Genomic DNA, 20230 nt, shown 5'->3' with positions numbered 1-20230 from the left:
TTTGTTATCGGCCGTTTTGCCATTGGTGATATTAACGTAAGCAGGTAGATTTCCATCATAATCTAATAGGGTATGCATTTTTATGGCCCCTTTGGCTGTTTTATACTTGGCCCAATCAAACAGGCTCGGGCAAAGACTTACCGTAGTGGAATCAAGCAGGAATATTTTTGATTTTATCTTGAACTTCACGCGTCTTAAATGTGCCTGCTGTCCCAGACTTTCCAACAGGGAATAATAGTAATCCCTGAAAAGCTCCCAATCACGACGTTTGTTCTGATAACTGATCGTTGATTTTGAAGGGGCCTTGTCCACTCCCATATGGTTGAGATTGCCCGTGGCCGAACGCAATCCATTACTGATATCACGAACGGACTGGCTTTTTGCGAACTGACAGAAAAGCATCGAGACCAAGTGCGTCCAACTTGTAAAACCCTTTTGGTGCTTATCGGTATTCCTTTCTTTTACCAACTTATTGAAAATACCGCGGTCGAGCTTTGAGATGATCTGAGAAAACAAAGTTATATTTACCATAGGAGAAAGGTGTTTTTTGTGTTGCACCATAAAGGTAACTTTAAGGAACAGGATTCCCTTTCTCTTTTTTAATCGTTTAGGACGCTATTGATGTAATATATCAAATGAGCAATGTTATCTTTTTTAATTAATTTTCAACCTTAAACAGTATGTTATATGCTAATGTCTTCACCTGTAATTGATGCCTATTGTATTCAGCCTAAAGAATATTTTTGCAATATCAATAGATATACTTTTCAAGAAATTATTTTCTTAGATAGTGGGTATCAATTTGAATTCAAAATATTGGAAAATTTAAAATCAAGTAATGCCAAATCCGCTGACGACCTTCACCTTACACCGAAATATATTTTATTTGAAGATATTCAGCTACTTAACAGTAAGTATTGGGATACGAGTCTGAGAATGGATTTTTTATTTAACCTGATTGAACTCATTGATGTAGAGGATAAATTTACCCTTCTTAGGAAAATATACCTTCATAACGGACCCTATGTTATAAAAGTAAAACAGGCATTAAGGAACATCGGAATTCATCCAATTTTAGATTCAAACTTATCTATATTAAAAAAATATAATGAAGATTTGATTGGTGCTTATCTATTAAAATATTATGATTAGATACAACTCAAACTTATCAATATTATTGAAATTCAATTTAATTTTACAGTGATTGTAGCAGTAGAAGATATTTTTTATAATTCAAAAAATTGACGACCCCTTTTCCGAAAAATAGAAACTTTCTCAATCCAAAGCATCTACCTCCATTATTAGAACTACATTTTTCGATTATTGAAAATCGACTTAGCCTCCTCATAAATCCGCTCAAAATTAGCCTCTAAATCTGCATTGGAAAACTCTCTTGCACACTGTGGAAGCCCTCTTTCAATTTGCTGTAATTTAAACTGTACCTTCTTATCCTTCCCATCTGCGTAGGTTATAAATTCGCCCTGTTTCAATCGAAAGAATACATCTGCCCTAATTTTTGGTATTTCCTTTTCCCCTGTGATAACCCGTGTGTCAAAATCTAGGCTATAGCCCCGACTCACACTTTTGGTCGGATCTTTAACGATTTCAAAAAATCGTTCATAATACTTTGCAGTGTCCGGATCGTTTACCTTTCCGAAAAACTGATAGGAAAGATTACTCAATATTGCCTTACTTGCCTTGTCACCATACATCATATCGTTTTGAACCTTGTCCTGCATCACATACACCGTTGAAATATCATAACTCCGAAGTGTTGCTGGAATACGGTGCATATTCAATAGTCGGATGGTTGGGGCTTCCTCCATTAGCAAGAATGAAGGTTTCGAATTCCGAACGCTCATTTGCTTGGTAATGGTGTGAATAATTGTGGCAATAACCGGCGAATAGGAAGTCTCAAATTTTGGATTATTCACAATCGAAATTACAGTAGGATTATCTTCATTATTTATATTGAGTGGCACTTCATCTGCCGATAATGCCATAAAAATGCGCTGTGTACTAATACGTTTGAGCGCATTGGCCAAGGTACTTTTTACCCCTGCCGTTTGCCGTTCAGAATCCTTGCCACTAATAAAGGCATCTGCCATCGCTCTTGATGTTGTATTCGTCTCCAAGAACTTAATAAGGCTCTCCGTATCCAGATATTGATAAACAGCTATTAAATGAGGCAATGTACAGCATTGAGGATAGTCTGTTTTCAGCTTCCAAATCAATCCACCAACCAATCCTTCCGCAGCATCGTTGAAAAATTTTGTTGCTCCAGTAGTTCCAGATTCCCGTTGCTCCAAAAGATTTTCAATCAATACCCGTGACACCTCGTTTACACTTTCCTCGTTCTCTAAATAGCGTGGTGCGATAGGATTTACCCTATGAATGATTCTGTCAAAGGAAATGACCTTAAACGGGATATCACCATCCTTAAAAAGTGGATAGGCCATCTCCGTAAGCTCAAAATCTTTGTAGTCGTGAATGATTCCACAAAAGCCTTCTTTTTTAAAGTGTTTCAGAAATCCATAAACCACGCTTTCGGTCTTGCCACTTCCCGCAGAACCGATGACCGATGCACCACGTTTGATGTTGTCCAGTTTAAAATTTCCTTTGGTGGTGGCGAAGTTGACCTCGTATTTGGTAATTCCATTTTTTGGCTTGTCCGTCGTATGCAAGAAAACATACATTCCTACATTAATTAATAGCAGCGGGCAAACGATATAGAGGGCAATTTCAATCAAATTCGCTTCTAGGTTTAAATAAAACACAAGGGCACCAAGCAATTGAAAGTTGATGACGAATGCAAATCTGCTTACCCAATAGATTGTATAGAAACCAATACTGGTCAAGCCAATAATCAAAAATACCATTAAGAGATTGTCCGGTTGCATACTTCTATATTAGATTCCGATGGAGCTTGATTTGATGGCCACTTCAACCCCACGTCGAAGTCTGTTGACCACCTTCATTGCCAGTTGTGCCTGTGTGACGGGAATGGTCGGCATCATAGGGATACCCGCTTTACCCATTATTTTGAACGCCAATGCTTTTTGATTGGTAGGCAATTTCATCAGGGAAGCGTAATACGCTTTTGGATTTTTGACGAACTCCTTTCTTGCATTGTAGGTCTCCGCAAAGTTCCGTTGGTAGCCAAATGTCTTGTCAAAGGTCTTCTCTGCCTTTTCAAAAAATTTGTCACGGTCAAATCCACGTTTTACCGTCTTACCATTTAATTGAACATCGGAAGCTTTGTATTTACTTCCTGGCGACAAGCTGAAACTGTTGGAAGCATCCTTCCGGCTCACAACAATATGGATGTGGCTTTGGTTTCCAGGCTTTGGCATTCCTTGAACAATACGATTACCATCTACTTGATGCGGAGCTTGCTTTTCTAGCTTAGCGATTTCTTTATTCATCTTGCTGATGTTACCCTCCGTTCTTCCATCTTGGACATTTCGTATTTCGGATTTGAGCTGAAGTATTTTCGTGGCGTATGGTTGGTTTTCGTTGATCTCTCTATCCGTTCCCTTAAAGGTTCGTTGGTGTTCGATTTTCGCATAGTACTTTATGTCATCAATATTGACAGGCCGACCATTAATTTCACGGTTAAAGGAAGCCACATAATCCTTCATCAGCTCACGGGTATACTTTTTCAGATCTTCACTGCTGTTCTGTAATCTGTTCAATTCATATTTGGATGGACTAACAGTAATGGAATAAAATCTCGGTTCGGTCTTTTCCAGTTTGGCAGTATTACCATCAATCTCCTTTACCACTTCTTCGGCTGAAATCTCATCGCCATATTGGTTGAAAAATTGCTCCATTCCTGCCTGTCCGGCAGGCAGGTGTTCCTCCTCCGGACCTTGATTTTCCTTCTCCAAGTAGCCCACAAAATCCGCTGAACTTTGTGAATATGTACCCCCTAATTTTTGAGGTGTGATCGTGATATACATAGCTCAAAATTTAGAGTTCGTTGTTTGGGTTTTTCCTTTCTTGAAACCGAACTTGCTTCTTTTCTTCCACGAATTTCTTTTCCAAGATCAACGGTTTCTTTTTCGGTTCTTCGACCTGGAAAAGAGATTCGATCATCGCTACCGTGGGTTTGGTCTGGGTCTTTTCCATATCCCTCATAATGGCGATCACTGCATTGATCCGTTTCTTGATGGATGCTTCGATGGTCCTTCCGGTCGGGCCCAATTTTTCCTTTGGCGAGATTTCGTTGTAGAAGAAAAAATCGAGCATCGTGGCCATTGCCTCGGTGTGCGATTTGAAGTGTGTCCGTGAAAATTCCTGAAAACGTTTGGCAGTTGCCCGCTTAAACCTGATGGTGATGAATGAGTCCATTTTCTTTCGCTTTTTTGTGCATTTGACGTAAATCCATCCCTGTTTACAGGCTGTTCAAGGGCATTTGACGCAAATCGAAGAAACTTTTATAATCCATTAATTTTCAAGTAACTGAAAATCAATGGATTATACACTAAAAGGAATATGTAACGCGGCTCTGCCCGTTACCCTCTTGCTACTCCTTTTCGTCACGCCAGAGCGTGACAAAAATTTCATACAATCTGGCCAAAAAGCCAATTGCCATTTTAGGGAAATGAATTTCCTATATGTTGTTTATTCGATGGGTACGGTTATCGGCGAAAGTCGAAAAATGGATAACCCTACGTAAATTGAATGCTGAATATCAGCGAATTAAAGATAGTGATTTTTATTGAACTGGAATTACTTGAACAGAAAAGCACCTCCAAAATTTAGAGGTGCTTGATTATTAAGTTTAGAAAATTAGATGTTGAATATGAACTTATAGGAATATAAATTTCGCATTGCTTCTTCTTCAATCATCGTTTCAAAACAAGTATAATTTTCGGTTACGTATTTACGGATACTATCGCCGAATTTTCGTTCCACGTCTTTTTTGGAATCCTCTAAAAGTCGGTTTTGAGCTGCCTCGCTCAAATCTGTAAAATTGAGATATACCATCGCTTTATATTTTAATATTCGCTTGGTAACATCAGCGTATCGTTTACAAAAAACAGCCGGAGTTCATCGAGCGGAAAATCGGTTACGTGATACCCCTGTTTTTCCAGAATAGTATCGTTGCCATCGGTGTATATAATTTCGGCTTCGTAGCCTGTAAGATTCTGTTTCTCCTCGGACAATCTTTTAAAATCTATGTTAATGAATTCACTTCGGTCCATCAGGCTTTTTGCGATTACGGAAGTGTCCGTAATGAGCCAAAAACAATCTGCTGCATTGGCGAGATATTTGAGTCCGTCCGTAAAACGTGTTCTTAATAATGGGATTTGATAGAATAGTTCCGTTCCGTGAAAATGTTGCAGTCCTTCTTTGATTTCGGTAACTTGTGCTTTCATTGTTTACTACTTAAAAGGTTAATAATGAGAATTGAAAAAAGGGCGTTTAATTTCGGGAACGCCCTTTTATTTTTAGATGTTACTTATCGTTTTTACTTCCAAGTAAAAGGATTTCATTTGCTTCAACCTCTGTTGCATAGCGTTCATTGCCATCATCGGTGGTATAGGTCCGGGTCTTAAGTTTCCCTGTAACACCGAGTTCTTTTCCCTTAACGACATATTTTTCGATAATTTCAGCGGTCTTGCCCCAGGCTACGACGGTGTGCCAATCCGTAGTCTGTATTTTTTCGCCTTTGGCATCTTTGTAATACTCGTTCGTGGCGAGTGAAAAACGGGCGACTTTCTTACCGCTTTCAAGGTTTGTAATGGTTGGCTCTTGTCCAACGTTTCCGATTAACTGTACGTGATTTTTTAAAGTACCCATAATAAAATATTTAAGAATTAATTAAAATACTATCTCAACCCCGCCAGAACTCTTCGGGCTGGCATTCAGATAGTTTGCGTTTCTATTTTTTTGAAGTGATTTACTTATTACACCTCGAGCGTTTTCCTTTTTTGTTTTTTTTGGTGCCGCTTCATTTTTGAGGAGTTGATATGATTCCATGTTTTCTAATTTTTGATTTACTTCCCACAGCGCCGTCGCCGTTACCTTTTTTTGTTGCTTACGGCCTTTACAATATCCAAGGTTGGCAAGACGTATAAAAAAGAGGGCGCACAGCGCACCTGGTTTATGCCGTCGGCCAAGAATGGATGTTGTTTTTTCGCAGGCAAAAAAAGGTTGGTGACGGTCGGGAGGTAGGTCAAAATGGAACTTGGTAAGATCTCAACACCTATGAAGCGGCACAAAACGATTTATGGGATGCAGCGTGGCAGCGGACTTGATGCCTACGTGTTGAAATAGGATCAAGCCTTAGCATGGAAAAGAATTTTAAGTAAAGTACTATTACTGAAATGGGGACAGGCCGAACGTGGGCATTATGTCCAAGACCTTGGCAGTGAAGCGGATTATCCGAAATGTAGCTTTTCGCGAAATGCAGGGGAATCGGCTGGAACGGTTTATGGAGACGAATGAGTCTTTTTGGGACGGTCTAGCGGACGCTATTCACGCTTTCGGCTCTGGAATGCAGCGTCCCGTTCCAGCGTAGCGGACCGGGTTAGCGGAATGGAAAGCCGAAATTGGGGATTGTGTCCAAGACCTTGGCAGTGAAGCGGATTATCCGAAATGTAGCTTTTCGCGGAATGCAGGGGAATCGGCTGGAACGGTTTATGGAGACGAAGGTGTCTTTTTGGGACAGTCTAGCGGACGCTATTCACGATTTCGGCTCGGGAATGAAGCGTTCCGTTCCAGCAGCGGACCGGATTAGCGTAATGGAAAGTCGAAATTGGGGATTGTGTCCAAGACCTATGGTAGGGAAGCTCTTTTCCCGGAATGTAGCTTTTCGCGAAATGTAGGGGATTGTGCTGACCGGGTTCAAATTATGTTGGTTTTAGTGTCCAACACAAGATCCAAAGAGCCTTCTCAAAACAAATCAACTCTCAAGATTTCAGACTGGGTCATCGAAAAAGGAAAATTATATTTGGATTAAAGATTTACTTTTTTAAAGATGTTTCCGATTTAATAAACAGTTCTTTGATAGCGCCCATTGCTTCTCCTTTGATAAGCCATGATAAACCAAAAGACATAACGGCCAAAGTTTCCATCCAAAAAACAAAATTTTTGATTCTGACACCCAGCAAGAAATATATTGCTAATAAAAGAATAGCGGACCATACCAGAGTTCCACAGGTTTTAAATAGGACATACCTCGAACTTCCTTTCTCCTCCCCTCTGGAAAATTTAAAAAAAGACATCCAGCCCATTAAGAAAACAAAGATACCGGCGAAAACAAAATGATAGTTATCGGTTGGGGGGTCAAGATGACCAAATAATGGAAAATTTCCGTTATCACATATTTTATCGATTGTGGAACTTCCACTATTATCACAGGCCGTAGGAACCCAAACTACAAATAATGCGGCTATACCCGCTAAGTTTGTCAGCCAATTGTCATTAATAAATTCATCTTGGTCCTTACTGAATCCCTTATACGAAATTAGAAATAGACCCAATGAGGATAAAACTATAATTAAATATATTGACGGAGCGGTAAGGTAATAATAATGACTCAACGAGGAAATGATAGTCCTATCTGCTAACAATGGAAGTGCAATAGGTAGAGATAGCCCCAGTAGGCCGATTAGTTTCCTGATGCGATAATCCGACGGTCTTAGATGTCCCATAATCTATATCGTGTTTTTGTCCGAGATTTTTTTAATATATTTTAGAAAAGTAGTTTTACCAGTTCCTGGTTTCCCGGTAAGATATACAAGTTTGTCCGTCTGTTTAACGAATTCTGCTGCCCTATTAAATTCGGTATTTTCTTTGTCGAGTTCTATGTTATCTATAAAATCGGGCATTCCTTTTTTCAGCTTTACATAACAATTTGATATAGTTGCTAGTACGTGGATTTCTTTAATGATCGTAATATATGAATACTCAAGTGTTTATCGACAATGGAGAAAACATATCAAGTGTAATAAGGAAAGTATCGATGCGCTAACGAAAATATAACTACTAAAATTGGAGCGTTTCGACAATCTCTTTTTGAAGTTCTTGTAATACGATTGTTTTTTATAACATTCATTTAACGTCACTTATCCAGAATAATAAAATACATTATCAAAGAATATCAAATGATGTTATTTGACATAGGTCAAAAAAAAAGGCAAAATGTTGTACCTATGTTGTACCTGAACAAAAAAAGCCCCTCAAAACTGAGGGGCTTTTGACTGCTAAATTTGCAGTCTCTAAGTACAGGTGGGGAGACTCGAACTCCCACACCTTGCGGCACCAGATCCTAAGTCTGGCGTGTCTACCAATTCCACCACACCTGCATTTTTACTTTTTTTTCGACTTTTACTTGCCTAAGTCCTAAGTCTAGCGTGTCTACCAATTCCACCACGCCTGCATAGTTTCCCGATTATTATCGGGCTGCAAATATAAGCCAAAATTTCAATTCTCTAAATTTTACCTATTTAAAAATTACTCTTTTTCGTACATTTATCAAAAGTCCTATAAAATATACCATGCAAAACGTAAAAAAATATCTCTCAGAAAACAAAGACCGATTTTTAAATGAGCTTATCGAACTACTTAAAATTCCGTCTGTTAGTGCAGATCCGGCTTTTTCACAAGACGTACTAGATACTGCCGAAACAGTAAAGACAAGATTAGAGGAAGCAGGTTGTGATGTGGTAGAAATACATAAAACTGCAGGATATCCTATTGTTTATGGTGAGAAAATTATAAATTCTGAATTACCAACCGTATTGGTATACGGTCATTACGATGTACAACCGGCAGACCCAATCGATTTATGGCATTCACCACCATTTGAACCAGTGATTAAAAAAACCAGTTTACATCCTGAAGGAGCTATTTATGCTAGGGGAGCCTGTGATGACAAAGGTCAAATGTATATGCATGTAAAAGCAATGGAGCTAATGGTGAAAACCAATCAGCTGCCTTGTAATGTAAAATTCATGATTGAAGGTGAGGAAGAAGTAGGTAGTAATAATCTAGCTATTTATGTGGCGGAAAATAAAGACAAATTGGCGAATGATATCATATTAATTTCTGATACAGGAATGATTGCCAACGATGTACCTTCTATCACTACCGGTCTCCGAGGATTAAGTTATGTTGAAGTTGAAGTAACCGGTCCAAATCGTGATCTTCATTCAGGACTATATGGCGGTGCCGTTGCCAACCCCATCAATATTCTAACAAAGATGATTGCCAGTCTACATGACGAAAATAATCACATAACTATACCTGGTTTTTACGATAAGGTTGAGGAACTTTCAAATGAAGAAAGAGCAGAAATGGCAAAAGCTCCATTTAGTTTAGATGAGTATCAAAAAGCGATTGACATAACATCTGTCTATGGCGAAAAAGGATATTCTACAAATGAACGTAACTCCATTAGACCTACATTAGATGTAAATGGTATTTGGGGAGGATATATTGGTGAAGGTGCTAAGACCGTAATTGGAAGCAAGGCATATGCCAAAATTTCTATGCGTTTGGTTCCACATCAAAATTGGAAAGAAATCACGAATTTATTTAAGACCCATTTTGAATCGATTGCCCCGAAAGGAGTTACCGTAAAGGTTAAACCGCATCACGGAGGGCAAGCATATGTGACCCCAATTGACACTATTGCCTACCAAGCAGCATCGAAAGCTTATGAAACTACCTTTGGTAAGAAACCAATTCCACAACGTAGTGGTGGTAGTATTCCAATTGTTTCTTTGTTTGAAAAAGAATTGGGTAGTAAGACTATTTTAATGGGCTTTGGTCTGGATAGCGATGCCATCCACTCCCCTAACGAACATTTCGGTGTGTGGAACTATCTTAAAGGCATTGAAACCATACCATACTTTTACCAGTATTATACGGAGATGAATAAGAAATAAATTAGAACGTCTCTGTGAGCGTAGCGAAGCAATCTGTAAGTTAGGTACACGAAACTAACAGATTGCTTCGTCGCTATTAAACTCATCGCAAAGTCGTTTTATATCTTCTTAACGTACTTTGTAATAATAACAGTTAGCGTAGGCCCTACTTTACCTTCAATATATTCTGCGTTCTCGCGGTCTAAAGAAATTCTACGAACTGCAGTACCTTGCTTGGCAACTTGGCTAGATCCTTTTATTTTAAGGTCTTTAATCAATACCACACTATCTCCATTTTCAAGAATAACACCGTTCACATCTCTATGAATAATTTTATCTGCTTCAGCTACCCCTTCACCTGTAGCTTTTGCCCATTCTAAAGCTTCTGGCTCTAAGTACATCATATCTAAAAGGTCTTTTGGCCATCCTTCAGATTTTAAACGCGATAACATACGCCAAGCAACAACTTTCACAGAATCGTATTCACTCCACATGCTGTCATTAAGACATCGCCAATGGTTTGCGTCCATTTGTTCTGGGTCATCAATTTGGGTCCGGCAGGTTTCACATGCCAAGATACTCACGTCCACTCCACTGATAGAAACCGGTAGAACTTCATACACTTCTAAATTATTGGTTGCCGTACAAAGTTCGCAAGTGGAACCGCTACGTGCTTCCAAATCAGATAATACACTCATTATTGGTTGTTTTGAGAACAAACTTACATCTTTTTGATGGGTGGTTGAGCCTTTCCCCAAAGAATTGGGGTCGGGCTATTCATTACAAGAACACTTCGCCAAAAAAGGCGAATGCGGGCTTTTCATTACTATCCTTAAGGCAAAAGCAACGAAATTTACTCTACAGTTGTAGAATTAGAATATTTACTCTATGTTTGTAGAACACACTCTAAACTTGTAGAAAATGCAGTTATCTAAATCTGAAGAAGAATTAATGAATATCCTCTGGAAACAGAAGAAAGCCTTCATGAAAGATTTGTTAGATGCATACCCAGACCCCAAGCCGGCTACTACTACGGTAGCGACTTTATTAAAAAGAATGGCCGACAAGAGATTCATTGATTATAAAAATTTTGGTAGAAGTAGGGAATACTTTCCGCTAGTTAAGAAGAAAGATTATTTCTCTAAACATGTAAACGGACTCATTAAAAACTTTTTCAATGATAGCGCCAGTCAGTTTGCATCATTTTTTACCCAAGAAACCAATTTGAGCAAAACCGAATTGGAAGAATTGAAAAAATTGATAGACAACGAACTTCTAAAGAAATAGCTATGAGTATCTTTCTTTTAAAATCTACCGCCTGCATGGCCGTTTTTCTACTTTTCTACAAACTACTTTTAGAAAAGGAAAGCATTCATACCTTTAAACGGTTTTACCTTTTGGTAGCATTAGTAACTTCTCTCATAATCCCTAATTTAGTTTTTACGGAGTATGTAGAAATAGCACACGTAAATCTCAGCAAAGAAATACCTGTAATTAACTTTACAGATGATGCACAATTAACTCAACTATATATAAAAGAATCAATCTTTAATTGGGAATTAGCATTATGGTCATTTTATGGAATAGGGGTGCTTGGCTTCGGCTTTCGTTTTGTCAGACATTTAGTTCAAATTGGGTTACGAGTTTGTAATAACCCCAAAGTAAAAAATAGTTTTATCGTAAAAGTTCTATTGCAAGAACAACTACCGCCACACACATTTTTCAGTTATATTTTTCTAAACAAACAAAAATTTGAAACAAACAGTATACCTGATGCCGTATTACTACATGAAGAAACCCATGCCAGACAAAAACACAGTTTAGATGTCTTGTTCATAGAATTAATTCAAGTGCTGTTTTGGTTCAATCCGTTAATCTATATTTTCAAAAAATCTATTAAACTTAATCATGAATTCTTAGCAGATAGTGCTGTAATCCTTAAAAATGAAGACCAAATAAGCTACCAAAATATTTTACTGGCGTACTTATCAAACGACAGCTTTAATAAACATCAATCAACTGGTGTCGCCAATGCCATCAATTATTCATCAATCAAAAAACGATTTAAAATCATGAAAAAACAAACATCAAAAAAGTCAATTATTTTAAGAAGTTTTCTCTTTTTGCCCTTAATAGGTTTGCTACTGCTAGGGTTTACGGAAAAAAAAATAGTCCAAATTTCTAAAAACAACTCAGTTGTTAATGAAGTAGGGATTCTTATAGAGAATGTTGAAATCCGAATCGATAATGAAGGAAATCTATTTCTTCAGTATAACTTGCAATCAACTTTTAATAATTTAGAAATTAATCTTTACAATTTAAACAAGAATCTTTCAAAAGAGGAAAGAGAACAACAAGTTAAAGCTGTTATCAATTTAGAAGCCGATACCCCTCAAAAGTTAATTGAGGAGGTTGACCGTATTTTAATGGAATATGGCGTTGCACAATTAAACATTCTTGGGCCAGAACCTGCTTACATTGGGAATCTCATTGAAACTGTTACGGAACAGTCCCAAATTAAAAAGTATAATACCCTATCCAAAAAATACAACGCTATTCCTATTGAAAAAAGAATTATCCCCTTAAAGGATTTAGAAGTATTAGAGACCATCTTTAAAAGTATGAGCAAGGTGCAAAAAGGAGCAGCACAACCTTTCCCTGAATATCTTCCTAGACAAAATCAAGAAAGCGCTACAAAAAAACAAGTAACAGAATACAATAAATTGGCTAAAGAATATAACGCTATGATGGCCAAGGGTGGAAACATTCGCATCATGAAATCAGATGTAGATCGACTGACTCATATCTATGAATTAATGTCTGACGACCAAAAAACAGATGCAGCACCTTTTCCAGATTTTCCTGAACCACCGCCAGCTCCAAAGGCACCTAGAGTAAATAAAGGTGAAAAAAGTAATATTCCAACTCCACCATTGCCAAAAGAACCAAAAACGAACGCAGAATCATTTCCAAATTTCCCTGCACCACCGCGTTCGCCAAAAGCCCCAACGACACGTAACACTACTAATTATGCCAATAAACAGCTAAGAGAAATTATTCAGAACCAAGATCCTTATGACATGAATCATATTTCCCTAAAAACGGTCAGTGGTATTCCCGTAACTCCGAATACTTTTTATTCTGGTGGCGATGTGGAAAATCTAGATTTTAAAGCTCAGGAAAATATGAAAGTTTACATTCATAACTCTAGTTCGTCTAAAACAGACAATTCTCCTAATCTTATGGAAAACTTGTATTCACTCGAAAAACAAGATGCCCAATTCTATTTTGATGGAAAAAAAATAACCTCCGAAGAAGGGTTTGAAATTATTGAGAATGAAAAAAATATTAAAATTGAAACGCTACCTTATTCAAATAAACAACCAGAAGTTCGAATTTATAAAGAAGATAATGATTTACGAATTCCACCTCCTCCTGTAACACCAACACCAAAATCTCCTTTAGATTATGCTATAGACATGGCAAAAAAAGGAGCCACATTCATGTATGAAGGCCAAGAAGTTTCTTCGGATAAGGCTATTGATTTACTGAAGAATAACAAAGAGTTAAATATTGAATCGCGTAATAAAAATGGAAAGACAATTGTAAGAATTACAAAAGACCCTGTAACAATAGATTAATTTTTACGTCACATATGTGTTAAAGCCCTCCTAAATGAGGGCTTTTTGCGTACCAAAAATCAAATAGTTCCGTTCTCACTTTATACACCATCATCAATCAAAACAAAATCAACATGTTACAAAAATTTTTCATTCTTTGCTCTGGCGCTGATGCCGACCTCTTAAAAACATGCTCTAAAGGGGAGCAAAACAAATACGCTGGCATTGGTGCTACCGTATTCTTTACGGCCGTTATGGCATTTATCGCCAGTAGTTACGCACTTTTTACGGTATTCGACAATGTCTACGCTGCAATGTTCTTCGGCTTTATCTGGGGAATGCTAATTTTCAATTTAGATAGATTCATTGTTTCTACTATAAAAAAGCGTAATAATGTCGGACAAGAATTTCTACAAGCTACGCCAAGAATCATATTGGCGATTATTATAGCCGTGGTGATTTCCAAACCATTGGAAATGAAAATTTTCGAAAAAGAAATCAATCAGGTTTTATTGGAGCAAAAAAATGAATTGACATTAGCCAATAAAGACCAATTAGCTTTGCAATACACTCCAAAAGTAGAGCGCTTAAATCAAAGTATAGCTGCTTTAAAATCTGAGATATCAATCAAAGAAACCGAGACAAACGCTTTATACAATATTTACATAAATGAAGCAGAAGGTACCGCTGGCACCAAACTATTGGGAAAAGGTCCGGTTTATGAGGAAAAAAGAGAAAAGCATGATGCAGCACTTGCCGAATTACAAGAGTTAAAATCAATAAATTCTGAAAAAATAATGGGAATTGAGTCCCAAATTACCGCTTTAGATATTGAGTTTACTGAAGTAGTCAAAAACTCTCAGCCTATTATTGATGGTTTTGACGGACTAATGGCAAGAATTACAGCTTTGGATGAACTCCCTTGGTTTCCATCCTTCTTTATATTTCTATTGTTTTTGGCCATTGAAACATCCCCTATTATTGCCAAGCTATTGGCTCCTAAGGGCGAGTATGATATAAAATTAGAGGAAGAGGAAAGTATTTTAGCCTCTTGGGTTGCACAAAAAGTAGCACAGCGTAAACTAATCGTTGCCACAGATGGTGAAATCAACCAAAAAATATATGAAGATTTAAAAGGTGAAGAGGAACTATACGGCTACAAAAAGAAAAAAGCGGAAGAATTATTACGCTTACAAGCAGATACCTTTCACGAAATACAGGTAAAAGGATTAAAATAGAAAAAGACCAATATTTCTATTGGCCCTTATAATATTTGGGGGAACTATCAAATATTTCAAACTGTTATTATTTCTTCATTATGGTACAAATGTACCCTGTTACTTAGATGAATATTTCTCATATAAGCTCAAATCAATAAACATGTAGTTGGAAGGTATAAAAGTGCCGTCAAGCCAATTAAAATTATCCTTAACGAAAACTACCGTAATTATGCATATAGATAATCTTAATCGCTAATAAGTTAAATTTATATATAGGTAGTATTAACTTTACATTCTTTATGGCAGCACTTAAAGATATCAAGAGAAAGAAGCGAAGGTTTTATAACCTGGTAATCATAATCGTACTTCTAATCATAATTGTCACGGGTATTATGGTGCAGCTAGGATAATAGGTTATACTAGCCCAAAATTGAACCGAAGTGTTCAATCTTATAATGTCTCCCCTATGACCAAGAAAAAACAGAAAATTAAAAAATACCTTAAACTCTTCGGGAAGATAATTCTTGTGCTATTATTGTTATTTTTTGTTTTGGTTTTAGTGGTTAGAACACCGTGGGCACAGAATATAATAGTTGATAAAATCACTACCTATATTTCAGGCAAAACGAACACAAAGGTTGAAGTTGGTAAAGCATTCATAACCTTTTCTGGAGATATTCAATTAGTCGATGTTTATTTAGAAGACAAAAAAGGAGACACCCTGCTATATTCGAAATCATTACAGGCAGACATACCAATTTACCCAATCTTAGTTGAAAATAAATTATCGATTGATGGAGTAGATTCAGATGGTGTTGTTGCCAATATCAGCAGAGCGAATACTACAGAAGAGTTTAACTTCTCGTTTTTAATCGACGCTTTAACTACGCCAACAGACAGTTCAAATACCACAACATCAGGATCGATGAAATTCTCTGTAGGTGACTTGAACGTTTCCAATTGGAAACTGAATTACAATGATGCTTATTTAGGAATAGACATGAAGCTCATTCTAGGTAAACTCGTTATTAATGTTTCTGAATTTGATTTGGAAAAGATGAAATTCACTTTGGATGAATTTACGTTAGATAATACTCAATTCACTTATTTACAATCGAATCGATTTCCTGAGGTTGAAGATACAACCAGTACAATCTTACCTTTTATTGAGGCAGGAAATTTTAATGTTCATAATCTAAAAGTCAACTATAAAAGTCAACCAGATGGTTTGGAAGCCAATTTAAAATTAGGCACCATTAACCTAACCGATATGTTGGCCAACGTATCCAAAAATCAATATGAAACAGATGACCTTGTACTTCATGATTCACAAATCGAACTGCAACTGGAAACTGAAGATACTTTTCAACCAGTTTCAAACTCCGATAAAGGATTTGAATGGCCAGCGTTTATTCTTGGTATTCAAAATTTAGATTTAAAAGAAAATAATTTTACATATAATTCAAATAAAACTTCACAAAACACAAAGACATTCGACCCAAATGCATTTCAGATTCAACAGTTAAAACTGCAAGCATCCAACTTTAAATATCAACCCGAAAAATTCAATCTCGATGTTTCAGAATTTTCATTTAAGGAACCCAGCGGCATCCGGCTGGATCAATTGGCTTTTAAGGCAGGGTTAACAGACACGAATGCCACTTTATCAGATATAGTTTTCCAAATGAACCAAAGTTCTGCTAATGCAGATTTAAAAGTTCAGTTCGAATCGTTGTACAAAGTATTTAAAAATCCGCAGAACAGTTCTTTATCTACAGCGATATCCAACTTAGTTTTAGAAATAGAAGATGTACAACAACTCTTGCCAGAACTTGCTCAAAACCCTTATGTAGATGCATTGGCCATACACAGCATTACGGGTTCGCTTAATGCTAAAGGCAATTTAAAAAAAGTGGATCATTTTAAAACCAAATTAGCATGGGGAGCAAATACAAAAATTGCTGCATCGGGTTCGATAAGCAACTTAACTCAAACAGACTCTCTTGGATATAATTTGAACAATATTGTCATAAATAGTATTAAAAAAGATTTAAATAGATTTATATCGTCTAAAGAAATTGGTCTTTCCATACCCGAAACCCTTTTAGTAACAGGAAGCTTATCGGGCGGAACTACTTGGGTAAACACGGATATGAACATTGAAATTCCGGAGGGACTGGCACAAATAAATGCCTTGGTAGATTTTGGAAATACCATGCGCTTTGATGGTAGCGTTGCGATAGACAGCTTACAATTGGGCAAACTTTTACAGAACGAACAATTGGGCAAAATATCATTGAACATAAAAGGATCCAGTTCGGGAACAGAACTATCCAATATTGATGCAGTCATAGATGGATCTATCTCTCAATTTCAATATAATGGTTATGATTACAAAGAAATTAAAATTTCAGGCAAGTTAAAAGAAGGCAACGGAGACGTTTCTGCAGCTATCACCGACCCTAATTTAAACATGAAAGCAACCTCAATCGTTGCTTTGGAATCAGATGAAAGCAACATAACTTTTACATCAAATATCATAGGGGCAGATTTACAAAAATTAGGACTTACCAAAAATAATATTAAGGTAGCAGCGAATGTGAATGGTACGTATATTGGTTCGCCCTCAAACTACACCGTGAATGCCGATATTGATGAAGGTATTGCCATAGCAGACAACGAACAATACCAGGGTTCTACCATATCTCTAAAAGCACATATAGAAGATTCTATTACTGATATTTCTATTAAGAGCGGATTTATAAATGGCACACTTTCGTCAAATGCATCACCGAACCGTATTACAAATGCTTTAAAGAAACAATTGGAGCATTATTTCACGACTGATCCAATAGCTTTTGAAGCCGAAGACGGCATAGAGGCCAAATTGGCGTTAGCGGTTGTGCCGACACCTATACTTTCTAAAGTATTTTTCAACGGAATTAAAGATTTAGATTCCTTGACTATCGATGCTAGTTTTAATTCTAAACTACAACGGATATCGGCCGAAGTAAACGTACCGCATGTTACTTATGCAGGCAGTTCTGTTGACAGTTTAAACGCCTTTATTAAAGGAGACTCTGTTGATCTTAAATTCTCTGCAGGCATTGCAGAATTAATTTACAATCCCGTACATTTAAAACAGACCTATCTAGGGGGCAGTCTTAAAAACAAGGAACTTGTATTGGACTTTAATTCTAAAAACGATACGGTGCAAGTCATGCATATATCTTCTGCACTTGTGTTTCAAAAAGATACACTTAAGTTGCATATAAGTCCGGAAGATTTGATTCTCAATAAAAAACAATGGGAGCTACCTGAAAATAATAGCATAGTCATTACGGAATCATATAGTGATTTTCAAAATTTAATATTGAGTAGAAACGCTCAGAAATTAGAAATTACCACCAAGATTCCCAAGATGGAAACCGACCACATAGGCATCCTTTTCGATAATTTTCAACTACAGACCTTTCTTAGTTTTTTCAACCCCGACGAAGCTTTAGCAAAAGGGAAGGTTGAAGGTGATTTTGTAATTCTTAATCCGTACTCAACTTCCGGTTTGGTAGCTAATATTGATATTAAAGATTTTCAGGTGATGCAAAATCCATTAGGCACCTTAACCTTAAATGCCGCTTCGAAATCGTTGTCTGAATATGATTTTGATTTGGCACTAAAAGATGCTGCGGCAAACTTGACTTTAACAGGTGATTATACCACTAGAGAAACTACTGCCGACCTAAATATGGAACTTGATATCCAAAAACTAGAGGCTAGTATTATACAAGGTTTTGCAAGGGGAGAACTTACCAATGCAAAAGGATATCTTGATGGCAGTTTGTTAGTTAGAGGTACACTTTCAGAGCCAACATATTCTGGTAGAATAAACTTTAATGATTTTGGATTGAGTCTAGCTTCTTACAAAACTGTATTGGTCATTAATGAACAAGCGATAGATTTAAACCAAGATGGAATTACTTTCAATTCATTTGATATTAACGATGTTAATCAAGGCACCTTAACCATAGATGGAGATATTTTGACAAAAAATATTTTTAATCCCGGGTTCAACTTTACTATAAATACGGACAATTTTAGGGTATTGAATTCTAAAAAAGGAGATGATAAATTGGTATACGGTATTGCTAGTATTAAGGCGGACGTAAAGGTAACTGGAAATTTAAAGACACCTATAATCAATGGAAAATTACGTGTAAGAGATGTCACCGATCTTACGTATTTAGTGCCACAAGACCAATTGGATATACAGGAGCGTGATGGGATAGTCATTTTTGTAAATAGAGAAAACCCCGATGCGATATTAACCCGAAACGACCGTGAAACATCCAATTCCTTTTTTGCAGGTATGGATATCAATACGACCTTAGAAATTGCCAATGAAGCGACTTTTACCATCATCCTTGATGAAAAGACCCAAGATAAATTACAAGCGTCGGGTGAAGCTACTTTAAATCTCAACATTGACCCAAACCAAGATATTCGATTATCAGGAAGGTTAGAACTCAATTCAGGTTTTTACCGTACCAGCTTATATAATTTGGTAAGCCGTGAGTTCCAGTTACAAAAAGGAAGTAGTATTGTTTGGAGTGGTGACCCTTATGATGCAAAAATGGATGTAACCGCTATTTATGAAATAGAAACTTCTGCAGCTCCGTTAATGTCTGCCATAAGTTTTGGACAGGAAAGTGGAGTTGCCGGAAGGTATCAACAGGCCGCACCATTTTTGGTCTATTTAAACATTGATGGTCAACTCATACAACCAGAGCTCTCTTTTGGATTGGATATGCCCGAAAATGCACAAGGTAATTTTGGTGGTGCAGTCTATGGCCGCATACAACAACTGAACGAGCAAGAATCTGAACTGAACAAACAAGTATTCTCACTTTTGGCCCTCAACCGTTTTTACCCCACGACGGGAAGTGACGGTAGTAACGGTGGAGCAATTGCTATTGCACGAAACAATGTAAACAAGGTACTTTCTAGTGAATTGAATTCAATTTCAAATAAGCTATTGGGTAATAGCGGTTTTGAATTGGGCTTTGACCTTGACAGTTTTCAAGACTATCAAACAGGCAGTGCTCAAAACCGCACACAACTTAATATAAACGCTAGCAAGAAGCTTTTTGATGATAGACTAATAGTTACAGCAGGTAGTGCTTTAGATGTTGAAGGCAGTGCGGCTTCGAGCGATACAGCTACTCCCCTCATAGGAAATGTGACCTTAGAATATTTATTAAGTGAAGAAGGTACCTATAGACTGAAGGGGTTTAGAAGACAGGAATATCAAAATATTATTGATGGGCAACTTATCGTTACAGGTTTAGCCTTTATTTTTGACCGAGAATTCAACAAGTTCAGTCAATTATTTAGTCCATTGAAAAAAGAAGATACCGAAGAGAAACTTTCAAAAAAGAAAGAGCAGGAAAAAGATAACGTAAAGAAAAATTGATTTTAGGCTATTGAAAAATAAGAGTATTACATATAGAAC

General features: G+C 37.0%; 18 protein-coding genes and 1 tRNA gene. 7 read left to right on the top strand and 12 right to left on the bottom strand.

Annotated elements, in window-relative coordinates:
- A partial coding sequence (locus tag ES765_RS15975) for a DUF4372 domain-containing protein (protein WP_249356510.1) occupies positions 1 to 561 on the bottom strand: 561 nt, incomplete at its 3' end.
- Between the two features lie 126 nt (positions 562 to 687).
- Between ES765_RS15975 and ES765_RS15970 the strand changes: the two genes are divergently transcribed.
- Positions 688 to 1152 carry a hypothetical protein gene (locus tag ES765_RS15970; RefSeq protein ID WP_138115309.1) on the top strand — a complete coding sequence of 155 codons (465 nt, stop codon included), beginning with the start codon at positions 688 to 690 and terminating at the stop codon, positions 1150 to 1152.
- Between the two features lie 155 nt (positions 1153 to 1307).
- Here ES765_RS15970 and ES765_RS15965 read toward each other — a convergent pair whose 3' ends face one another.
- From ES765_RS15965 to ES765_RS15955, 3 genes are read right to left on the bottom strand one after another with little or no spacing between them, the layout of a single operon-like run.
- A complete protein-coding gene (locus tag ES765_RS15965; RefSeq protein ID WP_138115308.1) occupies positions 1308 to 2900 on the bottom strand; it encodes a type IV secretory system conjugative DNA transfer family protein in 1593 nt (530 codons plus the stop codon).
- Positions 2901 to 2909: 9 nt separating this feature from the next.
- A complete protein-coding gene (mobB, locus tag ES765_RS15960; protein ID WP_138115307.1) occupies positions 2910 to 3962 on the bottom strand; it encodes a MobB family relaxase in 1053 nt (350 codons plus the stop codon).
- 10 nt (positions 3963 to 3972) lie between these two features.
- Complete coding sequence (locus tag ES765_RS15955) at positions 3973 to 4353, bottom strand: BfmA/BtgA family mobilization protein (protein WP_138115306.1); 381 nt, start codon at positions 4351 to 4353, stop codon at positions 3973 to 3975.
- A 121-nt stretch (positions 4354 to 4474) separates the two neighbouring features.
- On the opposite strand from ES765_RS15955, the gene ES765_RS15950 reads away from it, so the two are divergent.
- Complete coding sequence (locus ES765_RS15950) at positions 4475 to 4681, top strand: hypothetical protein (RefSeq protein ID WP_138115305.1); 207 nt, start codon at positions 4475 to 4477, stop codon at positions 4679 to 4681.
- Positions 4682 to 4794: 113 nt separating this feature from the next.
- Here the strand turns inward: ES765_RS15950 and ES765_RS15945 are convergent, their stop codons facing one another.
- From ES765_RS15945 to ES765_RS15925, 7 genes are all read right to left on the bottom strand, one after another.
- Positions 4795 to 4992, bottom strand: a complete 198-nt coding sequence (locus ES765_RS15945; RefSeq protein ID WP_138115304.1) for a hypothetical protein — start codon at positions 4990 to 4992, stop codon at positions 4795 to 4797.
- An 11-nt stretch (positions 4993 to 5003) separates the two neighbouring features.
- A complete protein-coding gene (locus tag ES765_RS15940; protein ID WP_138115303.1) occupies positions 5004 to 5384 on the bottom strand; it encodes a DUF6876 family protein in 381 nt (126 codons plus the stop codon).
- Between the two features lie 79 nt (positions 5385 to 5463).
- Entirely contained in the window at positions 5464 to 5808 is a 345-nt protein-coding gene (locus ES765_RS15935) for a single-stranded DNA-binding protein (RefSeq protein WP_138115302.1), read from the bottom strand.
- Positions 5809 to 5829: 21 nt separating this feature from the next.
- Positions 5830 to 5988 carry a hypothetical protein gene (locus tag ES765_RS21820; RefSeq protein WP_171017325.1) on the bottom strand — a complete coding sequence of 53 codons (159 nt, stop codon included), beginning with the start codon at positions 5986 to 5988 and terminating at the stop codon, positions 5830 to 5832.
- 986 nt (positions 5989 to 6974) lie between these two features.
- A complete protein-coding gene (locus tag ES765_RS15930; RefSeq protein WP_138115301.1) occupies positions 6975 to 7664 on the bottom strand; it encodes a hypothetical protein in 690 nt (229 codons plus the stop codon).
- 3 nt (positions 7665 to 7667) lie between these two features.
- Positions 7668 to 7841, bottom strand: a complete 174-nt coding sequence (locus ES765_RS21815; protein ID WP_171017324.1) for a hypothetical protein — start codon at positions 7839 to 7841, stop codon at positions 7668 to 7670.
- Positions 7842 to 8236: 395 nt separating this feature from the next.
- Positions 8237 to 8318 (bottom strand) — tRNA-Leu (locus tag ES765_RS15925).
- 192 nt (positions 8319 to 8510) lie between these two features.
- On the opposite strand from ES765_RS15925, the gene ES765_RS15920 reads away from it, so the two are divergent.
- The gene (locus ES765_RS15920; RefSeq protein WP_138115300.1) at positions 8511 to 9902 is read left to right on the top strand and encodes a dipeptidase; all 1392 of its coding nucleotides are present in this window, start codon (positions 8511 to 8513) and stop codon (positions 9900 to 9902) included.
- A gap of 98 nt (positions 9903 to 10000) precedes the next feature.
- On the opposite strand, the gene ES765_RS15915 is transcribed toward ES765_RS15920, so the two are convergent.
- Complete coding sequence (locus ES765_RS15915; protein ID WP_138115299.1) at positions 10001 to 10579, bottom strand: PhnA domain-containing protein; 579 nt, start codon at positions 10577 to 10579, stop codon at positions 10001 to 10003.
- 223 nt (positions 10580 to 10802) lie between these two features.
- Between ES765_RS15915 and ES765_RS15910 the strand changes: the two genes are divergently transcribed.
- From ES765_RS15910 to ES765_RS15895, 4 genes are all read left to right on the top strand, one after another.
- Positions 10803 to 11168, top strand: a complete 366-nt coding sequence (locus tag ES765_RS15910; RefSeq protein WP_138115298.1) for a BlaI/MecI/CopY family transcriptional regulator — start codon at positions 10803 to 10805, stop codon at positions 11166 to 11168.
- Positions 11169 to 11170: 2 nt separating this feature from the next.
- Positions 11171 to 13522 carry a M56 family metallopeptidase gene (locus tag ES765_RS15905; protein ID WP_138115297.1) on the top strand — a complete coding sequence of 784 codons (2352 nt, stop codon included), beginning with the start codon at positions 11171 to 11173 and terminating at the stop codon, positions 13520 to 13522.
- Positions 13523 to 13635: 113 nt separating this feature from the next.
- Positions 13636 to 14739, top strand: a complete 1104-nt coding sequence (locus ES765_RS15900; protein WP_138115296.1) for a DUF4407 domain-containing protein — start codon at positions 13636 to 13638, stop codon at positions 14737 to 14739.
- A 448-nt stretch (positions 14740 to 15187) separates the two neighbouring features.
- On the top strand, positions 15188 to 20191 hold the full coding sequence (locus tag ES765_RS15895; RefSeq protein ID WP_138115295.1) for a translocation/assembly module TamB domain-containing protein: 5004 nt from the start codon (positions 15188 to 15190) through the stop codon (positions 20189 to 20191).
- The last annotated feature ends 39 nt before the right edge of the window (positions 20192 to 20230 follow it).

The sequence above is a fragment of the Maribacter sp. ACAM166 genome (assembly GCF_005771495.1).
In the GTDB taxonomy this organism is placed as follows: Bacteria; Bacteroidota; Bacteroidia; order Flavobacteriales; family Flavobacteriaceae; genus Maribacter.
This window is presented reverse-complemented; position numbering and strand designations above follow the sequence as displayed.

Excerpts from the sequence above, each read along its gene's own strand:
- ES765_RS15970 (WP_138115309.1), top strand. The coding sequence starts at position 688 with ATGCTAATGTCTTCACCTGTAATTGATGCCTATTGTATTCAGCCTAAA.
- ES765_RS15965 (WP_138115308.1), bottom strand. The coding sequence starts at position 2,900 with ATGCAACCGGACAATCTCTTAATGGTATTTTTGATTATTGGCTTGACC.
- mobB (WP_138115307.1), bottom strand. The coding sequence starts at position 3,962 with ATGTATATCACGATCACACCTCAAAAATTAGGGGGTACATATTCACAA.
- ES765_RS15955 (WP_138115306.1), bottom strand. The coding sequence starts at position 4,353 with ATGGACTCATTCATCACCATCAGGTTTAAGCGGGCAACTGCCAAACGT.
- ES765_RS15950 (WP_138115305.1), top strand. The coding sequence starts at position 4,475 with ATGGATTATACACTAAAAGGAATATGTAACGCGGCTCTGCCCGTTACC.
- ES765_RS15945 (WP_138115304.1), bottom strand. The coding sequence starts at position 4,992 with ATGGTATATCTCAATTTTACAGATTTGAGCGAGGCAGCTCAAAACCGA.
- ES765_RS15940 (WP_138115303.1), bottom strand. The coding sequence starts at position 5,384 with ATGAAAGCACAAGTTACCGAAATCAAAGAAGGACTGCAACATTTTCAC.
- ES765_RS15935 (WP_138115302.1), bottom strand. The coding sequence starts at position 5,808 with ATGGGTACTTTAAAAAATCACGTACAGTTAATCGGAAACGTTGGACAA.
- ES765_RS21820 (WP_171017325.1), bottom strand. The coding sequence starts at position 5,988 with ATGGAATCATATCAACTCCTCAAAAATGAAGCGGCACCAAAAAAAACA.
- ES765_RS15930 (WP_138115301.1), bottom strand. The coding sequence starts at position 7,664 with ATGGGACATCTAAGACCGTCGGATTATCGCATCAGGAAACTAATCGGC.
- ES765_RS21815 (WP_171017324.1), bottom strand. The coding sequence starts at position 7,841 with ATGCCCGATTTTATAGATAACATAGAACTCGACAAAGAAAATACCGAA.
- ES765_RS15920 (WP_138115300.1), top strand. The coding sequence starts at position 8,511 with ATGCAAAACGTAAAAAAATATCTCTCAGAAAACAAAGACCGATTTTTA.
- ES765_RS15915 (WP_138115299.1), bottom strand. The coding sequence starts at position 10,579 with ATGAGTGTATTATCTGATTTGGAAGCACGTAGCGGTTCCACTTGCGAA.
- ES765_RS15910 (WP_138115298.1), top strand. The coding sequence starts at position 10,803 with ATGCAGTTATCTAAATCTGAAGAAGAATTAATGAATATCCTCTGGAAA.
- ES765_RS15905 (WP_138115297.1), top strand. The coding sequence starts at position 11,171 with ATGAGTATCTTTCTTTTAAAATCTACCGCCTGCATGGCCGTTTTTCTA.
- ES765_RS15900 (WP_138115296.1), top strand. The coding sequence starts at position 13,636 with ATGTTACAAAAATTTTTCATTCTTTGCTCTGGCGCTGATGCCGACCTC.
- ES765_RS15895 (WP_138115295.1), top strand. The coding sequence starts at position 15,188 with ATGACCAAGAAAAAACAGAAAATTAAAAAATACCTTAAACTCTTCGGG.